This window comes from Flavobacterium sp. (assembly GCF_044361065.1).
GTDB lineage: Bacteria > Bacteroidota > Bacteroidia > Flavobacteriales > Flavobacteriaceae > Flavobacterium.
In genome coordinates this window covers 1-17,127 of record NZ_JBIKJI010000007.1, presented here as the reverse complement: position 1 = coordinate 17,127, position 17,127 = coordinate 1, and the positions used below count along the sequence as shown (strand labels likewise).

Here is a 17,127-nt window from a genome sequence, read left to right as displayed (position 1 = left end):
CTACATTTTCAAATAAAAATCTTGGGTAAGTTCAATATATTCTGGAGTGTATTGATGACGCGTCGTTTCTATAACTAATTCATCAATAGCTGGCGTTTGTTCTATACGAGTAAATGCCAATAAACTTCTTTTATTTTCAGAAGTTGGCGTGCCTTTTACTCGAGTAATTTTTAACGGAAATAATAACGATTGTTTCGCTAAAGCAATAAAATCTTCTTCCGCAGAATAGGGAATAATTACAGAAAATATTCCGTTTTCTGACAATAACAAATAAGCCGCTTCGATTAATTCATCAAAAGGTAATGCATCTGTAAAACGAGCCAAATCGCGAGATGCGTTGTCTGTCTTATAATCTTCAGAATAAAAGGGCGGATTGGAAACAATGATGTCGTATTCTTCTTCGATTTCTTCGATTTCAGCTACAAATTCGTCTAACCCAGCATGGTAGCAATACAATCGGTCTGCCCAAGGCGAATTTTCAAAATTATCTACACATTCTTCGTAGGCATTTTCTTCAATTTCAATAGCATCAATTTGCTCTGAGAAACTTCTTTGGGCTAACATAAGGGAAATTATTCCTGTTCCAGCTCCAATATCAAGTATGTTATATGGATTGTTAATTAGCGGTGTCCAAGCACCCAATAAAACACCATCTGTACCCACTTTCATGGCAGATTTTTCTTGTTGAACTGAAAATTGTTTGAATGAAAAAATCATAAATTAATTATGAATGTTGAGTAATGAATGTTGAAGTTATTTGCTACTCCAAATACAAATCCACTAAACCAATTGGTGTGTTTAAAACCAATTCTTTTTCTTTTCTATTGACTTCAATAATAAAAGAGTCGATCATAGGAACTAAAACTTGTTTTTGTCCTTTGAAAATTTCAAAGATAGGTTGAGCGGCATTATCCAAAATGGCGTGAACAGTACCAATGTCGCCTAAGCGTTGATCTGTAACTTTAAAACCTATAATTTCGTGAAAATAAAACTTAGTGCCTTCTAGTTTTGGTAACATCGTTAGAGGTAAATATACTTCTAAATTTTTCATATTGTCGGCTTCTAGTTCCGTATCAACATCTTCAAATTTAACGCGTAAAAATTTATCTCTATGAATGGATGATTTATCAATAAAAAATGGAACCAGGTTTTTATTGTATTCAATAAAAACTGATTCCAAATTTTGATAAAGTTCAGGTTCGTCTGTATCTAAAAAGATAAGAACTTCCCCTTTGAAACTAAATTTTTTAGCGATTTTGCCTAAATAGAAACATTTATCTTTACGCATTATCGCAGAATATATTAAGCTTCTTTTTCTTCGTTGTTTTCCTCAGCAGCAGGAGCTTCTGTAGTTTCTTCTGCAACAGCTTCAACTACTTCTTCAACAGCAACTTCTTCAGTTACTTCAGCAACAGCCTCAACTACTTCTTCTACAGCAACTTCTTCAGTTACCTCAGCAGCAGCTTCAACTACTTCTTCTGCAACCTCTTCAGTTACTTCAGCAGGAGCTTCAACTACTTCTTCTGCTTTTACAGCATCAGCAATTGCAGCCATACGTTTTTCGTTTGCTACTTGTTCTGCTTTAAAAGCTTTAGCTTTAGCATCTGCTTGCGCTTTGCTTAAACCGTCTTTTTTAGCATCTACTTTTCCAGCTTTTGCATCTAACCATGTTGCTAATTTAGCATCTGCTTGTTCTTGTGTTAAAGCACCTTTTCTAACTCCACCATCTAAATGATGTTTCAACAAAGCACCTTTATAAGATAAAATTGCTTTAGCCGTGTCAGTTGGTTGGGCACCGTTGTGTAACCATTGAACAGCACTATCAACATTTAAATCAATAGTTGCAGGGTTAGTGTTTGGATTGTACGTCCCTATTTTTTCTAGGTATTTACCATCTCTTTTTGAGCGGGCATCTGCCGCTACGATCCAGAAAAAAGGTTTCCCTTTTTTACCATGTCTTTGTAATCTAATTCTTACTGGCATAATCTTGTGATTAAATTTGAGGTACTCGACCTCGGTTAATTAAGGGTGCAAAGATAATAATAATTATTAAATTTCAATGTTTTATGTTTAATTATTTTTAAATCAGTGTTTTAATGTTGTTTACATTCCAAATTTCATCTTTTCTCTTTTGACTTTTCACTTTAAAATTCATTTCGTATATTTGAACTTTATAAAAAATAATCATGGAAAACATAAAACAATACGTTCAGGAAAACAAAGAACGATTTATTAAAGAATTAATAGAATTACTTAAAATGCCTTCTGTTAGTGCAGATAGCGCGTATGCTCAAGATGTAATTAATACTGCCGAATCGGTGAAGTCAAGCTTAGAAAAAGCAGGTTGTGATGTAGTTGAAATGTGCGAAACTCCAGGTTATCCAATCGTTTACGGACATAAAATAATTGATTCAAGTCTTCCTACAGTATTAGTTTATGGACATTATGATGTGCAACCCGCAGATCCTATTGAATTGTGGACGTCTCCCCCATTTGAACCCGTAATAAAAGCTACAGAAATTCATCCAGAAGGCGCTATTTTTGCACGTGGTGCTTGTGATGACAAAGGTCAGATGTACATGCACGTGAAAGCTTTTGAATACATGATTGCTAATAATAACTTGCCTTGTAATGTAAAATTTATGATTGAAGGCGAAGAAGAAGTGGGTTCTAAAAGTTTAAGTTGGTTCGTAGAACGCAATCAAGAAAAATTAGCTTGTGATGTAATATTAATTTCAGATACTGGAATGATTTCAAATACGCAACCATCAATAACAACTGGTTTACGTGGTTTAAGTTATGTGGAAGTAGAAGTAACGGGTCCTAATAGAGATTTACATTCTGGTTTATATGGTGGAGCTGTTGCTAATCCTATAAATATTTTAACCAAAATGATTGCCTCGTTACACGATGAAAATAATCATATTACCATACCTGGTTTTTACGATGGCGTGGAAGAATTGTCATTAGAAGAAAGAGCCGAAATGGCAAAAAGACCGTATTCTGAAGATGATTACAAAAAAGCATTAAATATTGCAGACACCTATGGCGAAGCAGGTTACACTACAAATGAGAGAAATTCTATTCGCCCTACTTTAGATGTAAACGGGATTTGGGGTGGCTATACAGGTGAAGGAGCAAAAACCGTTATTGCAAGTAAAGCATTTGCAAAAATTTCGATGCGATTGGTTCCAAACCAAGATTGGGAAAACATAACAGAATTATTTAAAAAACACTTTGAAAGTATTGCGCCAAGTGCAGTAACCGTGAAGGTAACACCTCATCATGGCGGACAAGGTTATGTAACGCCAATTGACAGTATTGGCTATCAAGCTGCGAATAAAGCATATACAGAATCGTTTGGTGTTTCGGCTATTCCTGTTCGTTCAGGTGGAAGTATTCCAATTGTTGCTTTGTTTGAAAAAGAATTGAAAAGCAAAACTATTTTAATGGGATTTGGTTTGGATAGCGACGCCATTCACTCGCCAAATGAACATTATGGAATTTTCAATTATATGAAAGGAATTGAAACCATTCCGTTATTTTATAAATATTTTACAGAAATGTATAAAAAATAAAAACAAGAAATTAATTTGCTAAAAGAAAACTTAGTTTATATATTTGCACTCCAATTATCGCGGGTATGGTGAAATTGGTAGACACGCCAGACTTAGGATCTGGTGCCGCAAGGTGTGAAGGTTCGAGTCCTTTTACCCGCACAAAAAAGCTCAAAACAATGTTTTGAGCTTTTTTTATTTAATACTTAACATATATGTTTCTAAAGCTTGCACTTCCGCTTCTGACATAGCTTTTGTAATTTCGAGATTGGCTTTCATAATTTCATATTGCGAAGGATCAACAATAGGTTCCGTTTCACCTTGTAAGAATAACGAAATACTTGCTTTTTTATCAGTATATATTTTAGAAATGTCTTTAATACTTGGTCCGGAAGTTGCAACATCTGATTTATGACAAGTGGCGCACATACCTTTTCCTTCAAATAATTCTTTTCCTAATTCTTTAGGTGTTTGATTAACCGAAGTTTCTGCTTGATTAATAGGGCTTCCCATAGCATCGGTCTCTTTTTTTTTGCCACAGCTGATGATACTTATACCTATTGATAACGTAAGAAGTAATTTAAAATATACTTTCATAATTTATCTATTTTTTGTTTAGTAAAATCGCTGCTTCTTTTGCAAAATACGTCGAAATTAAACTAGCGCCGGCGCGTTTGATGCACATTAATTGTTCCATCATAATTTTGTCGTGGTCGAGCCAACCTCTTTCAGCAGCTGCTTTTATCATTGCATATTCGCCAGAAACGTGAAAAACCGTTACAGGAACATTTACCGCGTTTTTTACTTCGCGAACAATATCTAAATACGCAATTCCGGGTTTTACCATCACCATATCAGCACCTTCTTCTACGTCCCAAAGGGCTTCTTTGATGGCTTCGATACGATTCGCATAATCCATTTGGTAGGTTTTTTTATCTTTTGGCACTTCGACATCGGCTTCTCTTGGCGCACTGTCTAAAGCATCTCTAAACGGACCATAAAATGCCGAAGCATATTTCGCCGAATAACTCATAATGCCTACATTCTCAAATCCTGCAGCGTCTAAACCTTGGCGCAAACGTAAAACTCGTCCGTCCATCATATCGCTTGGCGCAACAAAATCGGCTCCAGCTTGAGCGTGAGAAACCGCCATTTTTACTAAGGCATCGTTTGTTGCATCATTTGCTACATCGCCGTTTTCAATAATTCCGTCGTGACCATAAATAGAATACGGGTCTAATGCCACATCGGGCATCACAATCATTTCAGGGCAAGCGGCTTTGATAGCACGAATGGCTTGTTGCATCAATCCGTTTGGATTCCACGCTTCTTTACCGGTGTTGTCTTTTAAATCTTCGCTAACTTTCACGTAGATATTCACGGCACGAATCCCTAAATCGAATAACTCTTGAACTTCTTTCACCGTTAAATCAATCGAACGACGAAAAATTCCTGGCATCGATGGAATTTCGACTTGGATATTTTTTCCTTCTGCAATAAACATCGGAAACATAAAATCACTTGGACTTAATGTGGTTTCGCGAACTAAACTTCTTATGGATTCGTTTACTCTTAAACGACGTCCTCTTTGTAATGGAAACATACTATTTTAATTTTTTGAACCATTAAGGGATTAAGTTTATTAAGGGTTTGACTAAATTTTTCTTAATCTCTTAATGGTTTAATTTATACCCAATTTATAGGTTTTTCTAATACTTTTACTACTTTTTCTTCTTCGCTACCTACCGCAGGATGATGGTCGTAATGCCATTGCACGTGTGGTGGTAAACTCATCAAAATCGATTCAATTCTACCGTTGGTTTTTAAGCCAAATAAAGTGCCTTTGTCGTGAACCAAATTAAATTCAACATAACGACCACGACGAATTTCTTGCCAAGTTCTTTGCTCAGCTGTATAAGGCAAATCTTTTCTTTTTGCTACGATTGGCAAATAGGCGTCAAGGAATGAATTCCCAACTTCAGTAACAAAATTGTACCAATCTTCCATCGATTGTGCTTCGGTTTCTTTCAAATAATCGAAGAATAAACCTCCAATTCCACGCGCTTCGTTTCTATGTGCGTTCCAAAAGTAGTCGTCACATTGTTTTTTGTATTTCGGATAAAAATCAGGATTATGTTTATCACAAGCCGTTTTACACGTTTGATGAAAATGAATTGCATCTTCTTCAAACAAATAATAAGGTGTTAAATCCTGTCCGCCACCAAACCAACTGTTAATTACATTACCATTATCGTCGTACATTTCGAAATACCGCCAATTTGCATGAACGGTTGGCACAATTGGGTTTTTCGGATGAATTACCAAACTCAATCCGCAAGCAAAAAAATCAGCTTCGCCTACGTTAAACATTTTTTGCATAGCTTCGGGTAATTTCCCGTGAACCGCTGAAATGTTTACACCACCTTTTTCAAAAACAGCACCATTTTCAATTACGCGTGTTCTTCCTCCACCGCCTTCGGGTCTGTCCCAAATATCTTCACGAAATTTGGCAACACCATCAATAGTTTCTAATCCTTTACAGATTTGATCTTGTAGGTTTTGTATGTATTGGTAGAATTTGTCTTTCATTTTAATTGCTTTTAGCTATGCGTTCAGCCGCTTCACGACAGTTGTGCGTAGTTCTTGTTATTTTTTCTTACAATATATCTTACTGTCTTTAAGTTTAAATCCAACACTTGAATATAAATTTATTGCAGCCAATCTATGATCTTCAGTAAAAAGCAGTATTTCAGAAAGTTCTTTTTCTTCACCTACTTGAACTAATAAATTAATTAATTTTCTTCCTACTCCTTTTCCACGAGAAGTGGAGTCTACAACTACATCTTCAATCCAACCCTTATTTCCAGATATAACTTTGTAAGTACACATTAATGCAATTCCAATTATTTTATTATTATCTTCACAATATGCAACTGTAATTTGGTTTTTCTCATTCAATATTTCTTCAAGATCTAACTGAATTTTATTTGGACTTAATTGACGAAATAATTCAGAAACTTGCTCTTTATTGTCTATGTTTAAATCATTTTTGTCTAAAATAGCTGCTTTCATTTCTTTTAAATTGTTTTAAACAATACCGTTTTATTGAATTATAATTTTTAGAATTACTTACAACTATCTGCTGTCAGCTTATCTATTGTATTCCTTCACCGCTTCCACAAATGCTTTTGCATGGTCTACAGGAATATTGGGTAAAATTCCGTGACCTAAGTTGACGATATAATTGTCCTTGCCAAATTCATCAATCATTTCGTGTACCATTTTTTTGATGGTTGGAATTGGCGACAATAAACGACTCGGATCAAAATTTCCTTGTAAGGTGATATTTCCTCCTGTTAAATAACGAGCGTTTCTTGGCGAACACGTCCAATCTACTCCTAAAGCCGAAGCTTTTGATTTTGCCATATCGCCTAAAGCAAACCAACAACCTTTTCCAAAAACAATTACTTTCGTATCGTCAGCTAATGCCTCAACAATTTGGTTGATGTATTGCCAAGAAAATTCTTGATAATCTACCGGAGACAACATACCGCCCCAAGAATCGAAAATTTGAATCGCATTACAACCTGCTTTTACTTTTTCTTTCAAATATAAAATCGTTGTATCGGTAATTTTTTGTAATAAAACGTGCGCAGCTACTGGATTGGAAAAACAAAATCCTTTGGCAGTATCAAAACTTTTAGAGCCTTTTCCTTCAACAGCATAACAAAAAATCGTCCAAGGGGAACCAGCGAAACCAATTAACGGTACCTCATCGTTCAACATTTGTTTTGTCAATTTTATCGCATCAAAAACATAACCCAACGTTTCGTTTACGTCTGGAACAAACACTTTTTCTACATCTTGAGAAGTACGAATTGGATTCGGAATTATCGGACCTAAATTGTCTTTCAATTCCACGTGAATTCCCATCGCTCTTGGCACAACCAAAATATCAGAAAACAAAATTGCTGCATCTGGTTTCACAATACGAATCGGTTGCACGGTGATTTCAGCTGCTAATTCAGGAGCTTCACAACGTGTAAAGAAATCGTATTTGTCACGCAAAGCTCTAAATTCAGGTAAATATCTTCCCGCTTGACGCATCATCCAAACCGGTGGGCGTTCAACTTTTTCGTTATTTAAGGCACGTAGGAATAAATCGTTTTTTATCATTTTGTTTGTATTAAACCTAACAGGTTTCGAAAACCTGTCAGGTTATATTATATGTAATATTCTATAACTTGTTCTATTACGTTTTCAACACTTGGTTGATACGCTGTTTTTATATTTTTAATTTTAGTTTCAGACAATACGGCTCTTAAAGCGTCTGCTGTTGTATTTCCTATACAAAACAATTTTTCGTTACTAAGTGTGTTCTTTTTCAAATAACTGGTTACTGCAGATGGGCTGAAAAACAAAATCCCGTCTACTTTATCTGAAATTTTATGAGGTGTTAAGGTTGTATCGTACACTTTAATTTCATTAAAATTAATTTCGTTTTCAGTTAACATTTCTGGTAACGTATCTTTACGAATATTGCCACTAAAAAAAGTGAAACTTTCATCGGAATAAACTAACGTAATAATTTCCGCTAAATCTTCTGCATAACCTGTGTAGGCTTCTACTGTGAAACCATTTTCGTTTAATAATTCTTTGGTTTTTAATCCTACACAAAAAACGTTTTTTTGCTTTAATTCATCAATTTTTGGATGTTGCAAAATACTTAAAACGGCGTTTTGACTCGTAAAAATTAAGTTTTTATTCAGGTTTTTTATTTCGAAAGAAGCGTTTTCTGTTTTAATAAAATCTGCTTCAATAACTTGAATAGTTGCCTTAACTAATTCTTGTTTTTGAATTGGTGAAAGTGTTTTGGTGGATAATATTGTAGTTTCTTTTACCATTTTTTTCTTTTACCATTAAGAAATTAAGATTATTAAGTTTTCTTAATTCCTTAATGGTTTGTTTTTACTTTTTTAGTTTTTCTTTAATTTCAGTCATTACTACTGTGCCGCCATTGGCTAAAATTTCTTGAGCGGTATGAAATCCTAATTTTTTCCATTCCGAAACAGCTACGGTTTTAGTAACTTCTAATTTTTGTTTTCCGTCTATTGATAATAAAACACCTGTAAAATCAATCACATCTTCTTTCTCATTATACGTAGCGATTGCTCCAATTGGTGCTGTACAACCTCCTTCTAACGTTCTAAGAAATTGACGTTCTATATAGGTACAAATTTCGGTTTCAATATGATTTAATTGCGAAACGGCATCTAAAGAAAAGAAATCATCTGCATTACACACCACAACCATAGCGCCTTGAGCAGGTGCTGGAATCATCCAATCTAAAACAATTGCTTTTTCTGGTTTTAAGTTGATACGTTCTAAGCCGGCTTCTGCAAAAATAGCACCACCCCAATTTGAATCTGCTACTTTTTGCAAACGTGTATTTACATTACCACGAATATCTTCTACAGTATGCGTTGGATATTTGTTTAACCAACTTGCTTTTCTTCGTAAACTACTGCTTGCAATGACGCTATTTTCTTCGGTTAAAAAGTCTAAATTTTCTTTATAAACCAAAATATCAAATGCTGAAGCTCTTTCCAAAACGGCACCTTGGACAATTCCGTTAGGCAATAATGTTGGTACATCTTTCATAGAATGTACCGCAATGTCAATTTTCCCTTGAATCATTGCTACATCTAAGGTTTTTGTAAAAATTCCGGTAATTCCTAATTCATACAATGGTTTGTCTAAAACAATGTCTCCATCGGATTTTACAGCGATAATTTCTGTTTTATAGCCCAAATCGTTCAACTGTTTTTCAACGGTTTTAGCTTGCCAAAGTGCGAGTTCGCTATCGCGTGTTCCTATTCGTATTGTTTTATTAACCATTTATATTTTAAAACATTAAGAAATTAAGTATCATTTAGTTTTTAGTCGTCAAGTCTTGAAAAATATTCATTCACAAATGGTTTCAAAGATTTTGTAATATTTGTTGTGTAGAAATTTATCAGCAATCCTTGAGGTTTTTCTAATAATTTCATATACGTTAAAAGTTGTGCTTCGTGAATGGGCAAAATACTTTCAACTGTTTTTAATTCTATAATTACTGTATCGTTTACCAATAAATCAATTCTTAATGTTGATTCAAGTTCCAAATCATCATATTCAATTTTAACAACAACTTGTTGTTTTACATTATAGCCATTCCTTTCTAACTCAAACTTTAAGCATTGCTCATAAACACTTTCAAGTAAGCCTGGACCAAGTTTTTTATGAACTTTTATTGCAAATCCAGTAATTTCGAAAGATAATTTGGTTACTTCTTTTTTTGTCATATTCATTTTGCTTAATGCAACTTAATTTCTTAATGTTCGAAAACAAATATACTATTTTTGGTTTTCTATTTGAAAAACTTTATTGATCCACTCTACACTTTCATCTACAACCGTGTTGTCATCTTTTAAGTGATTGGCAAAATGACTGGTTATTTTTTGAATTAATTTTGCGGTAACAATTTCGGCATATTCTTCATTGAAATCGGCATTTTTCTTTTTTAAATGATTGATTTCCGATTCTTTAATGGCGTTTAATTTTGCCTTTAGAGCGTGTATCGTTGGTGCATATTTTCTTCCTTTTGACCAAGTTAAAAATTCAGTTAAAACTTCACTAATAATTTCTTCGGCAGCCGGTATAAATAGTTTTCTGTTTTCTAAAGTTTCATCGGTAATTTCCGACAAATGATCCATATGCACTAAAGTAACCAAAGGGTTGTGCTTTACGTTTTCGTTTACATTTTTAGGTATTGATAAATCTAAAATCAACAAAGGTTTTTTAAGATTTAAAATATCTAAATCCACTGTAGGATTTTGAGCGCCTGTGGCTACAACAACCACATCTGCTTTTTGTAATTCTATTTGTAAATCGGAATAATCTTTAACAACAAGGTTTAGTTTTTTGGCTAATTTTTCTGCTTTATCCTTGGTTCTATTAATCAATGTAATTTGATCGTGTTTGGAATGTTTTACCAAATTCTCACAAGTATTTCTTCCAATTTTTCCTGTTCCGAAAAGTAAAATATTTTTATTAGAAATAGCTTCTACATTCTTAAAAATATATTGCACTGCCGCAAAAGAAACAGAAGTAGCGCCGCTTGAAATTTCAGTTTCGTTTTTAACTTTCTTACTCGCTTGAATTACCGAATTTACTAATCGTTCTAAATACGGATTTGCTAAATTATGTTTTTTACTTTCTACAAATGCGTTTTTCAATTGGGCAATGATTTCAAAATCGCCTAAAATTTGACTATCCAAACCCGTTCCTACTCTAAACATATGGTTTAAAGCTTCCTTTTGTTTGTACACATAAGCGTATTTTTGAAACTCTTCAACCGTTCCAGAACTGTTTTCGCACAATAAATGAATCAATTGAAAAGGATGCTGTGCAAAACCGTATATTTCAGTACGGTTACAAGTGGAAGTAACAATCAGACTTTCAATCCCGTTAGATTTTGCCTGTTTCAAAAGATTGGTTTTGGCAGTAGCGTCTAAACTAAATTTACCTCTAATTTCGGCGTCCGCTTTTTTGTAGCTTAGTCCGATAGCGTAGAAAGTAGTTTGTTTTGCAGGTGAATGATTGTCCATAAATTGCTTTATCTCTTAAAGATGCACAAAATTATTGTTTCCATCTGTACAAAAACAACGCTGAAAGTACTTTTTATATCGGAATTCGATTTTTTTAAATAAATTGCACTTATTTTGATATAAACTACTAACTTTGTAACAAATTCAGCACCAAACAACTGCTTTGTTTAGATTAATTATAAATAACAAGCTTGTTTTTTGTTAAACAATTCATAAAAAAATAACGCTATGAGTTCATTTGAAGAAATTAAAATTGATACCGATTTTACGTTATTACGATTTCAAAACGATTCTGACACTACCGAAACGTCTGAAAAACAGGTAGGTTCAGGCTTAATTCAGTTTCATTTTAATGTAAAAGGAAAAGGAAAATTTATTTTTAATAATAATTCTTATACTTTAGATTTGAATGAAGAAAAAGCGCTATTGCTTTACAATCCGCAAAAAGAATTGCCGCTTCATTTAGAAATTGCTCCTAAAAGTTGGATTATTTCTATTTTAATTTCCATAAAAAAATTCCATACTTTATTTTCATCAGATTCAGAAATGATTCCGTTTTTGAGTAAAGATAATTTAGAAAAAAAATATTACACCGAAGAAAGTATCAGCCCGTCAATGGCAATTGTATTAAATCAAATATTTCATTACAACCAAAATTCATCAATCAAAACCTTGTATTTAAAAGGAAAAAGTTACGAATTATTAAGTCTTTTTTTTAATACGAATGAAGATCCAAATGCAGAACATTGTCCATTTTTATCAGACGAAGAAAATGTGTTGAAAATTAAAAAAGCGAAAGAAATCATCATTAAAAATATGGCGGAACCACCAGGTTTACAAGAATTGGCTGATGAAGTTGGAATTTCATTAAAAAAATTAAAAGCGGGTTTTAAAGAAATTTATGGCGACACCGTTTTTAATTTTTTATTCGATTATAAAATGGAATTTGCACGAAAATTGCTTGATACCGGTTCGTATAATGTAAATGAAGTGGGATTGAAAATTGGCTACAGCACCTCAAGTCACTTTATTGCTGCATTTAAAAAGAAATTTGGCACAACGCCAAAAAAATACCTATTAAACTTAAACGTTAATTTATAAAATTACAATATAATGAAAGGAGTATTATTAGTAAATCTTGGTTCGCCAGAAAGCCCTACTGCTAAAGATGTAAAACCATATTTAGATGAATTTTTAATGGACAAATACGTAATTGACGTTCCGTTTTTATTACGTGCTTTGTTGGTAAGAGGAATTATTTTACAAACACGACCAAAAAAATCTGCTGAAGCGTATGCAAGAATTTGGACTGATGAAGGTTCGCCATTAATTGTAATTTCTAAAAAAATGCACGAAAAAGTAAAAGGTTTGGTTGACATTCCGGTTGCTTTAGCTATGCGTTATGGAACAATTACTATTTTAAAAGGATTGCAAGAATTACACGACAAAGGCGTAACGGAAGTGATGCTTTTTCCTTTATATCCGCAACACGCTATGGCTTCAACCACTACTATTTTGGTATTGGCAGAAGAGCTTCGCGCTAAGCATTTTCCAAATATGAAATTTACAACCGTTCCAGCGTTTTATAACAAACCTGGGTACATTGAAGCATTATCCAATTCGATAAAAAAGCATTTGGAAGGTTTTGACTACGATCATTTATTGTTTTCATATCACGGAATTCCGAAACGTCATATTCGTAAAACCGACATTACCAAATCGCATTGTAAAATTGATGGTTCTTGTTGCAATTCGCATTCGCCAGCACACGAATTTTGTTACAGACATCAATGTTATGAAACTACAAAACAAGTGGTGAAAACATTGGGCATTCCAGAAGGTAAATACAGCCAAACGTTTCAATCTCGTTTAGCAGGTGATAAATGGTTAACGCCATACACCGATGTAGAAGTAAATAAAATGCCAAAAAAAGGAATTAAGAAATTAGCCGTTGTAACGCCAGCTTTTGTGGCCGATTGTTTAGAAACATTGGAGGAAATTGCTATGGAAGCCAACGAACAATTTTTACATCACGGTGGTGAAGAATTTATGGCCATTCCGTGTATGAATGACGAAGATGAATGGTGTGGTGTTGTGGCTGATTGGATTGAAGAATTTAAAAATAGTAAATAGTAAAAAGCGATTAGTAAATAGTTTATTTTATGTACGAATACCTAAAATCCTTACACTTAATTTTTGTAATCACTTGGTTTGCAGGATTATTTTACATTGTTCGCTTGTTTGTGTATCAAATTGAAGCAAACGAAATGCCTTCGCCAGAAAAAGAAATTTTACAAAAACAGTATAAAATAATGACGTACCGTTTGTGGTACATAATTACTTGGCCGAGTGCGGTTTTAGCCACTATTTTTGCTTTGTCGTTGTTACATTTAAATCCTGCTTTTATGGAAATGCCTTGGATGCAAGTGAAATTAGGATTTGTAGTTTTGTTATTTATCTATCATTTTAAATGTCAAAAAATTTATACCGAATTACAAAATGATACCGTAAAATATACCTCAAACTTTATGCGATTATGGAACGAATGCGCGACCATAATTTTGTTTGCTGTAGTTTTTTTAGTAATTTTAAAAAATGCAATCAACTGGATTTATGGTGTAATTGGAATTATTTTGTTTTCAGTGATTATTATGCTTGGTTTTAAATTCTATAAAAGAATAAGAGATAAAAAAAGTGATTAAATTTTTAAAAATACATACACTTTCGTTACGACGAAGAATATTTTTGTCGATGTTGTTTATTACAACATTTTCAACAATACTAATTACTGTAGTGTCACTAATTCATTTTCGGTACGAAGCTAAAGAATACCACGAAGAACGTTTGTCTCGAAAAGAAAATGCGATAAAAGAGCATATAGAATACATTTTACAAACTTCAAAATTTCCACTTACTACCAATAATATACCAAGTATTTTTAAGGGTAGAATTCTTGAATTATCAGATATTCATAGTCTTGAAGTTAATTTTTTTGATTTAAACGGAAAATTACTATTATCATCTAAATCTTATATTAAGAATAAAAAAAAACCGAAAATTAATGCCGAAATTCTTAAAAGCTTAAAAATTTCCTCAGAAAAACGAATTGTAATAACAAAAGTTAAAGAAAACGAAACATACTTAAAATCGTCTTATAGTTATATTAAAGATGCCGATTTTAAAAATCTTGCTATTTTAAATATTCCGTATGAAGAGAATAGCGATTTTTATAATGAAGAAGCGGAAAACTTCCTAACCCGATATGCGCAAGTATTTATAATTATGTTTATTATTTCTATTTTAATATCCTATTTATTATCCAGTAATATTACCAAATCGATTTCTCAAATTTCAGAAAAATTAGGTATTACACAGTTAAATGAACGCAACCAAAAACTTAAACTTCAACCTGGAAATCAAGAAATTAATGGACTAATTTTGGCCTATAATAATATGGTTGATACCTTAGAAGAAAGCGCACAAAAATTAGCTCAAAGCGAACGTGAACACGCTTGGCGTGAAATGGCAAAACAAGTGGCTCACGAGATTAAAAACCCACTTACGCCAATGCGTTTAACCATACAAAGTTTTCAAAGAAAATTTGACCCGAATGATCCAAATAATAGTCAAAAACTTGAAGATTTTTCTGAAACCCTTATTCAGCAAATTGATACTATGACCACTGTAGCAAGTGCATTTTCAAATTTTGCCAATATGCCCACACAACAAAATGAACGCTTAAATATTGTTCAGGTTTGTAAAACGGCTTTAGAAATTTTTAATGAAGATTATATTGATTTTATAAGTTCGGAAAAAGAAATTTACACTTCTTTTGATAGAACACAATTGACAAGAATTGTAACTAATTTAGTAAAAAACGCCATTCAATCTATACCTGAAAATCAAAAATTTAAATCAGTAATGGTTGAAATTTTAAAAGAAGATACTAATTTTATTTTGAAGGTTTCGGATAACGGAATTGGAATTTCGTTTGAAAACCAAGCGTATATTTTCGAACCAAAATTCACAACAAAAAATTCTGGTATGGGATTAGGATTGGCCATCATTAAGAAAATTATTGAAAATTATAACGGAAGTATTTCTTTTAAATCCGAAGAAGAAAAAGGAACACTTTTTACAGTAAAACTACCTATAAAAAACTAAAAAATGGAAACTATTTTAATTGAAAAACAAGACAATTTCGCGATTGTTACGATTAACAGACCCACAAAATTAAATGCTTTAAACAAAGCGACAATTGAAGAACTACATACAGCATTTAACGATTTAAATAACGACAGCAGTACGAAAGTAATTATATTAACTGGAAGTGGTGAAAAAGCATTTGTAGCTGGTGCAGACATTGCTGAATTTGCGCATTTTTCTGCTTCTGAAGGAGAACAATTGGCCGCAAAAGGACAAGAATTATTATTTGATTTTGTTCAAAATTTACAAACTCCAGTTATAGCCGCAGTAAACGGATTTGCTTTAGGTGGCGGATTAGAATTAGCAATGAGTTGTCATTTCAGAATTGCTTCAACTAACGCGAAAATGGGATTACCAGAAGTTACTTTAGGCGTTATTCCAGGTTATGGTGGTACACAAAGATTGACACAATTAATCGGAAAAGGTAGAGCTATGGAATTGATTATGACCGCTAATATGATTGATGCTGAAACTGCAAAATCGTATGGTTTAGTAAATCACGTAGTGCCACAAGAAGAATTATTAGACTTAGCAAAATCTATAGCTACAAAAATCTGTCAAAATTCAAGTGTGGCCATTGCAAAAGCTATTGAATCTATAAATGCCAACTTTGAAGACGGCGTTAACGGTTTTGATATAGAAATAAAAAACTTTGGTGCAAGTTTTGCTACGGAAGATTTTAAAGAAGGCACAACGGCATTTTTAGAAAAAAGAAAAGCGGTTTTTGTGGGAAAATAAAATATGTCTTGACTTAATATTAAAAAAAATCCCGAGCAATGCTCGGGATTTTTACTTGTATAGAAAATTGAATTATTTTTTCTTTTTTCCACCTTTTTCTGCTTTTGCAGCTTCTTGAGCAGCTTTCATAGCAGCACGAGAAATTCTTACTTGACAAACAACTGTGTTGTCTGGGTGTAAAATTTTGTAGTTTGGTGCGCCTAATTTAGTAACGTATAATTTGTTACCCATTTCTAATTCAGAAATGTTTGCTTCAACGAAATCCGGTAAGTTTGCAGGTAAAGCTCTCACTTTTAATTTACGTTGGTTTAAACGTAAAACCCCTCCTAATAAAACCCCTGGAGATGTTCCAGTAATTTTAACAGGTACTTCCATTGTAATTTCTTTTGCAGCATCTAGATTATAGAAATCTACGTGTAAAATTTTGTCAGAAACTGGGTGAAATTGAATATCTTGTAAGATACCATCAAATTTCTTTCCACCTTCTAATTCAATTACTACAGTGTGCGCTTCTGGAGTGTAAACTAAACCTTTAAATGCTCTTTCTTCAGCACTAAAATGTACTGGATTTTCCCCTCCGTAAATAACGCAAGGAACCATTCCAGCATTACGTAAGGCTTTAGTAGCTACTTTGCCCACGCTTTCTCTTTGTGATCCTTTGATCGTAATTGATTTCATTTGAAATAAATTAAAATTAATAAAAAATAATTGGTTAGTAGTTTAAAGGAATGAACATCTTCAAACCGACTAACTTTACATTAAAAACTTCCCACTTATGGAAGTATTGTTTTGAACCATGTGCATTACATCTGCAAATAACGGCGCACAGCTCACCACTTTTATTTTCTTAGACTCTTTCTTTAACGGAATAGAATCTGTAACAATTAACTCTTCTAATTTTGAGTTTTCAATTTTTTCGTACGCCTCACCAGATAAAATAGCGTGTGTACAAATGGCTCTTACACTCAAAGCACCTT

General features: G+C 33.1%; 19 protein-coding genes, 1 tRNA gene and 1 pseudogene. 7 read left to right on the top strand and 14 right to left on the bottom strand.

Going from position 1 to position 17,127, the window contains the following annotated elements:
- Genes ACIQ11_RS01045 through ACIQ11_RS01035 form a run of 3 tightly spaced genes read right to left on the bottom strand, consistent with a single transcriptional unit; the run spans position 1 to position 1,983 of the window.
- Positions 1-714: a tRNA1(Val) (adenine(37)-N6)-methyltransferase gene (locus tag ACIQ11_RS01045; RefSeq protein WP_396152006.1), complete on the bottom strand. Its 714-nt coding sequence runs from the start codon at positions 712-714 to the stop codon at positions 1-3.
- A 46-nt stretch (positions 715-760) separates the two neighbouring features.
- Positions 761-1,288, bottom strand: a complete 528-nt coding sequence (rimM, locus tag ACIQ11_RS01040; RefSeq protein ID WP_396151986.1) for a ribosome maturation factor RimM — start codon at positions 1,286-1,288, stop codon at positions 761-763.
- Positions 1,289-1,302: 14 nt separating this feature from the next.
- Entirely contained in the window at positions 1,303-1,983 is a 681-nt protein-coding gene (locus tag ACIQ11_RS01035; RefSeq protein ID WP_396151984.1) for a 30S ribosomal protein S16, read from the bottom strand.
- Between the two features lie 203 nt (positions 1,984-2,186).
- Here ACIQ11_RS01035 and ACIQ11_RS01030 point away from each other — a divergent pair, with 203 nt between their 5' ends.
- Positions 2,187-3,578 (top strand): dipeptidase, encoded by a 1,392-nt coding sequence (locus tag ACIQ11_RS01030; RefSeq protein ID WP_396151982.1) that lies wholly within the window; start codon positions 2,187-2,189, stop codon positions 3,576-3,578.
- A 59-nt stretch (positions 3,579-3,637) separates the two neighbouring features.
- Positions 3,638-3,719: transfer RNA gene (locus ACIQ11_RS01025), tRNA-Leu, on the top strand.
- Between the two features lie 33 nt (positions 3,720-3,752).
- On the opposite strand, the gene ACIQ11_RS01020 is transcribed toward ACIQ11_RS01025, so the two are convergent.
- From ACIQ11_RS01020 to hemA, 9 genes are all read right to left on the bottom strand, one after another.
- The gene (locus ACIQ11_RS01020) at positions 3,753-4,154 is read right to left on the bottom strand and encodes a c-type cytochrome (RefSeq protein ID WP_396151980.1); all 402 of its coding nucleotides are present in this window, start codon (positions 4,152-4,154) and stop codon (positions 3,753-3,755) included.
- A gap of 7 nt (positions 4,155-4,161) precedes the next feature.
- Entirely contained in the window at positions 4,162-5,160 is a 999-nt protein-coding gene (gene hemB / locus ACIQ11_RS01015) for a porphobilinogen synthase (protein ID WP_396151978.1), read from the bottom strand.
- An 83-nt stretch (positions 5,161-5,243) separates the two neighbouring features.
- Positions 5,244-6,146 (bottom strand): oxygen-dependent coproporphyrinogen oxidase, encoded by a 903-nt coding sequence (gene hemF / locus ACIQ11_RS01010; RefSeq protein ID WP_396151976.1) that lies wholly within the window; start codon positions 6,144-6,146, stop codon positions 5,244-5,246.
- Between the two features lie 57 nt (positions 6,147-6,203).
- Positions 6,204-6,629, bottom strand: coding sequence for a GNAT family N-acetyltransferase (locus tag ACIQ11_RS01005; RefSeq protein WP_396151974.1), 426 nt, complete (start codon positions 6,627-6,629; stop codon positions 6,204-6,206).
- Positions 6,630-6,707: 78 nt separating this feature from the next.
- A complete protein-coding gene (gene hemE, locus ACIQ11_RS01000; protein ID WP_396151972.1) occupies positions 6,708-7,733 on the bottom strand; it encodes a uroporphyrinogen decarboxylase in 1,026 nt (341 codons plus the stop codon).
- 47 nt (positions 7,734-7,780) lie between these two features.
- Complete coding sequence (locus ACIQ11_RS00995) at positions 7,781-8,461, bottom strand: uroporphyrinogen-III synthase (protein ID WP_396151970.1); 681 nt, start codon at positions 8,459-8,461, stop codon at positions 7,781-7,783.
- A gap of 64 nt (positions 8,462-8,525) precedes the next feature.
- Positions 8,526-9,455, bottom strand: a complete 930-nt coding sequence (hemC, locus tag ACIQ11_RS00990; RefSeq protein WP_396151968.1) for a hydroxymethylbilane synthase — start codon at positions 9,453-9,455, stop codon at positions 8,526-8,528.
- 41 nt (positions 9,456-9,496) lie between these two features.
- A complete protein-coding gene (locus tag ACIQ11_RS00985; protein ID WP_291242544.1) occupies positions 9,497-9,901 on the bottom strand; it encodes a GxxExxY protein in 405 nt (134 codons plus the stop codon).
- 51 nt (positions 9,902-9,952) lie between these two features.
- A complete protein-coding gene (gene hemA, locus ACIQ11_RS00980) occupies positions 9,953-11,206 on the bottom strand; it encodes a glutamyl-tRNA reductase (RefSeq protein WP_396151966.1) in 1,254 nt (417 codons plus the stop codon).
- 228 nt (positions 11,207-11,434) lie between these two features.
- Between hemA and ACIQ11_RS00975 the strand changes: the two genes are divergently transcribed.
- The 5 genes from ACIQ11_RS00975 to ACIQ11_RS00955 are packed head-to-tail and all read left to right on the top strand — an operon-like array spanning position 11,435 to position 16,150.
- Positions 11,435-12,307 (top strand): helix-turn-helix transcriptional regulator, encoded by an 873-nt coding sequence (locus ACIQ11_RS00975; protein ID WP_396151964.1) that lies wholly within the window; start codon positions 11,435-11,437, stop codon positions 12,305-12,307.
- 12 nt (positions 12,308-12,319) lie between these two features.
- Positions 12,320-13,339 (top strand): ferrochelatase, encoded by a 1,020-nt coding sequence (gene hemH / locus ACIQ11_RS00970; RefSeq protein WP_396151962.1) that lies wholly within the window; start codon positions 12,320-12,322, stop codon positions 13,337-13,339.
- Positions 13,340-13,368: 29 nt separating this feature from the next.
- The gene (locus ACIQ11_RS00965) at positions 13,369-13,908 is read left to right on the top strand and encodes a CopD family protein (protein WP_396151959.1); all 540 of its coding nucleotides are present in this window, start codon (positions 13,369-13,371) and stop codon (positions 13,906-13,908) included.
- Positions 13,909-13,957: 49 nt separating this feature from the next.
- Entirely contained in the window at positions 13,958-15,370 is a 1,413-nt protein-coding gene (locus ACIQ11_RS00960; protein ID WP_396152004.1) for a sensor histidine kinase, read from the top strand.
- Between the two features lie 3 nt (positions 15,371-15,373).
- Positions 15,374-16,150, top strand: a complete 777-nt coding sequence (locus tag ACIQ11_RS00955; RefSeq protein ID WP_396151957.1) for an enoyl-CoA hydratase/isomerase family protein — start codon at positions 15,374-15,376, stop codon at positions 16,148-16,150.
- 72 nt (positions 16,151-16,222) lie between these two features.
- Here the strand turns inward: ACIQ11_RS00955 and ACIQ11_RS00950 are convergent, their stop codons facing one another.
- Together ACIQ11_RS00950 and ACIQ11_RS00945 are read right to left on the bottom strand one after the other, a co-directional pair.
- Positions 16,223-16,828 carry a 50S ribosomal protein L25/general stress protein Ctc gene (locus ACIQ11_RS00950; RefSeq protein WP_353077574.1) on the bottom strand — a complete coding sequence of 202 codons (606 nt, stop codon included), beginning with the start codon at positions 16,826-16,828 and terminating at the stop codon, positions 16,223-16,225.
- 75 nt (positions 16,829-16,903) lie between these two features.
- Positions 16,904-17,127 (bottom strand): annotated as a pseudogene (locus ACIQ11_RS00945) (ribose-phosphate pyrophosphokinase); the annotation flags it as partial.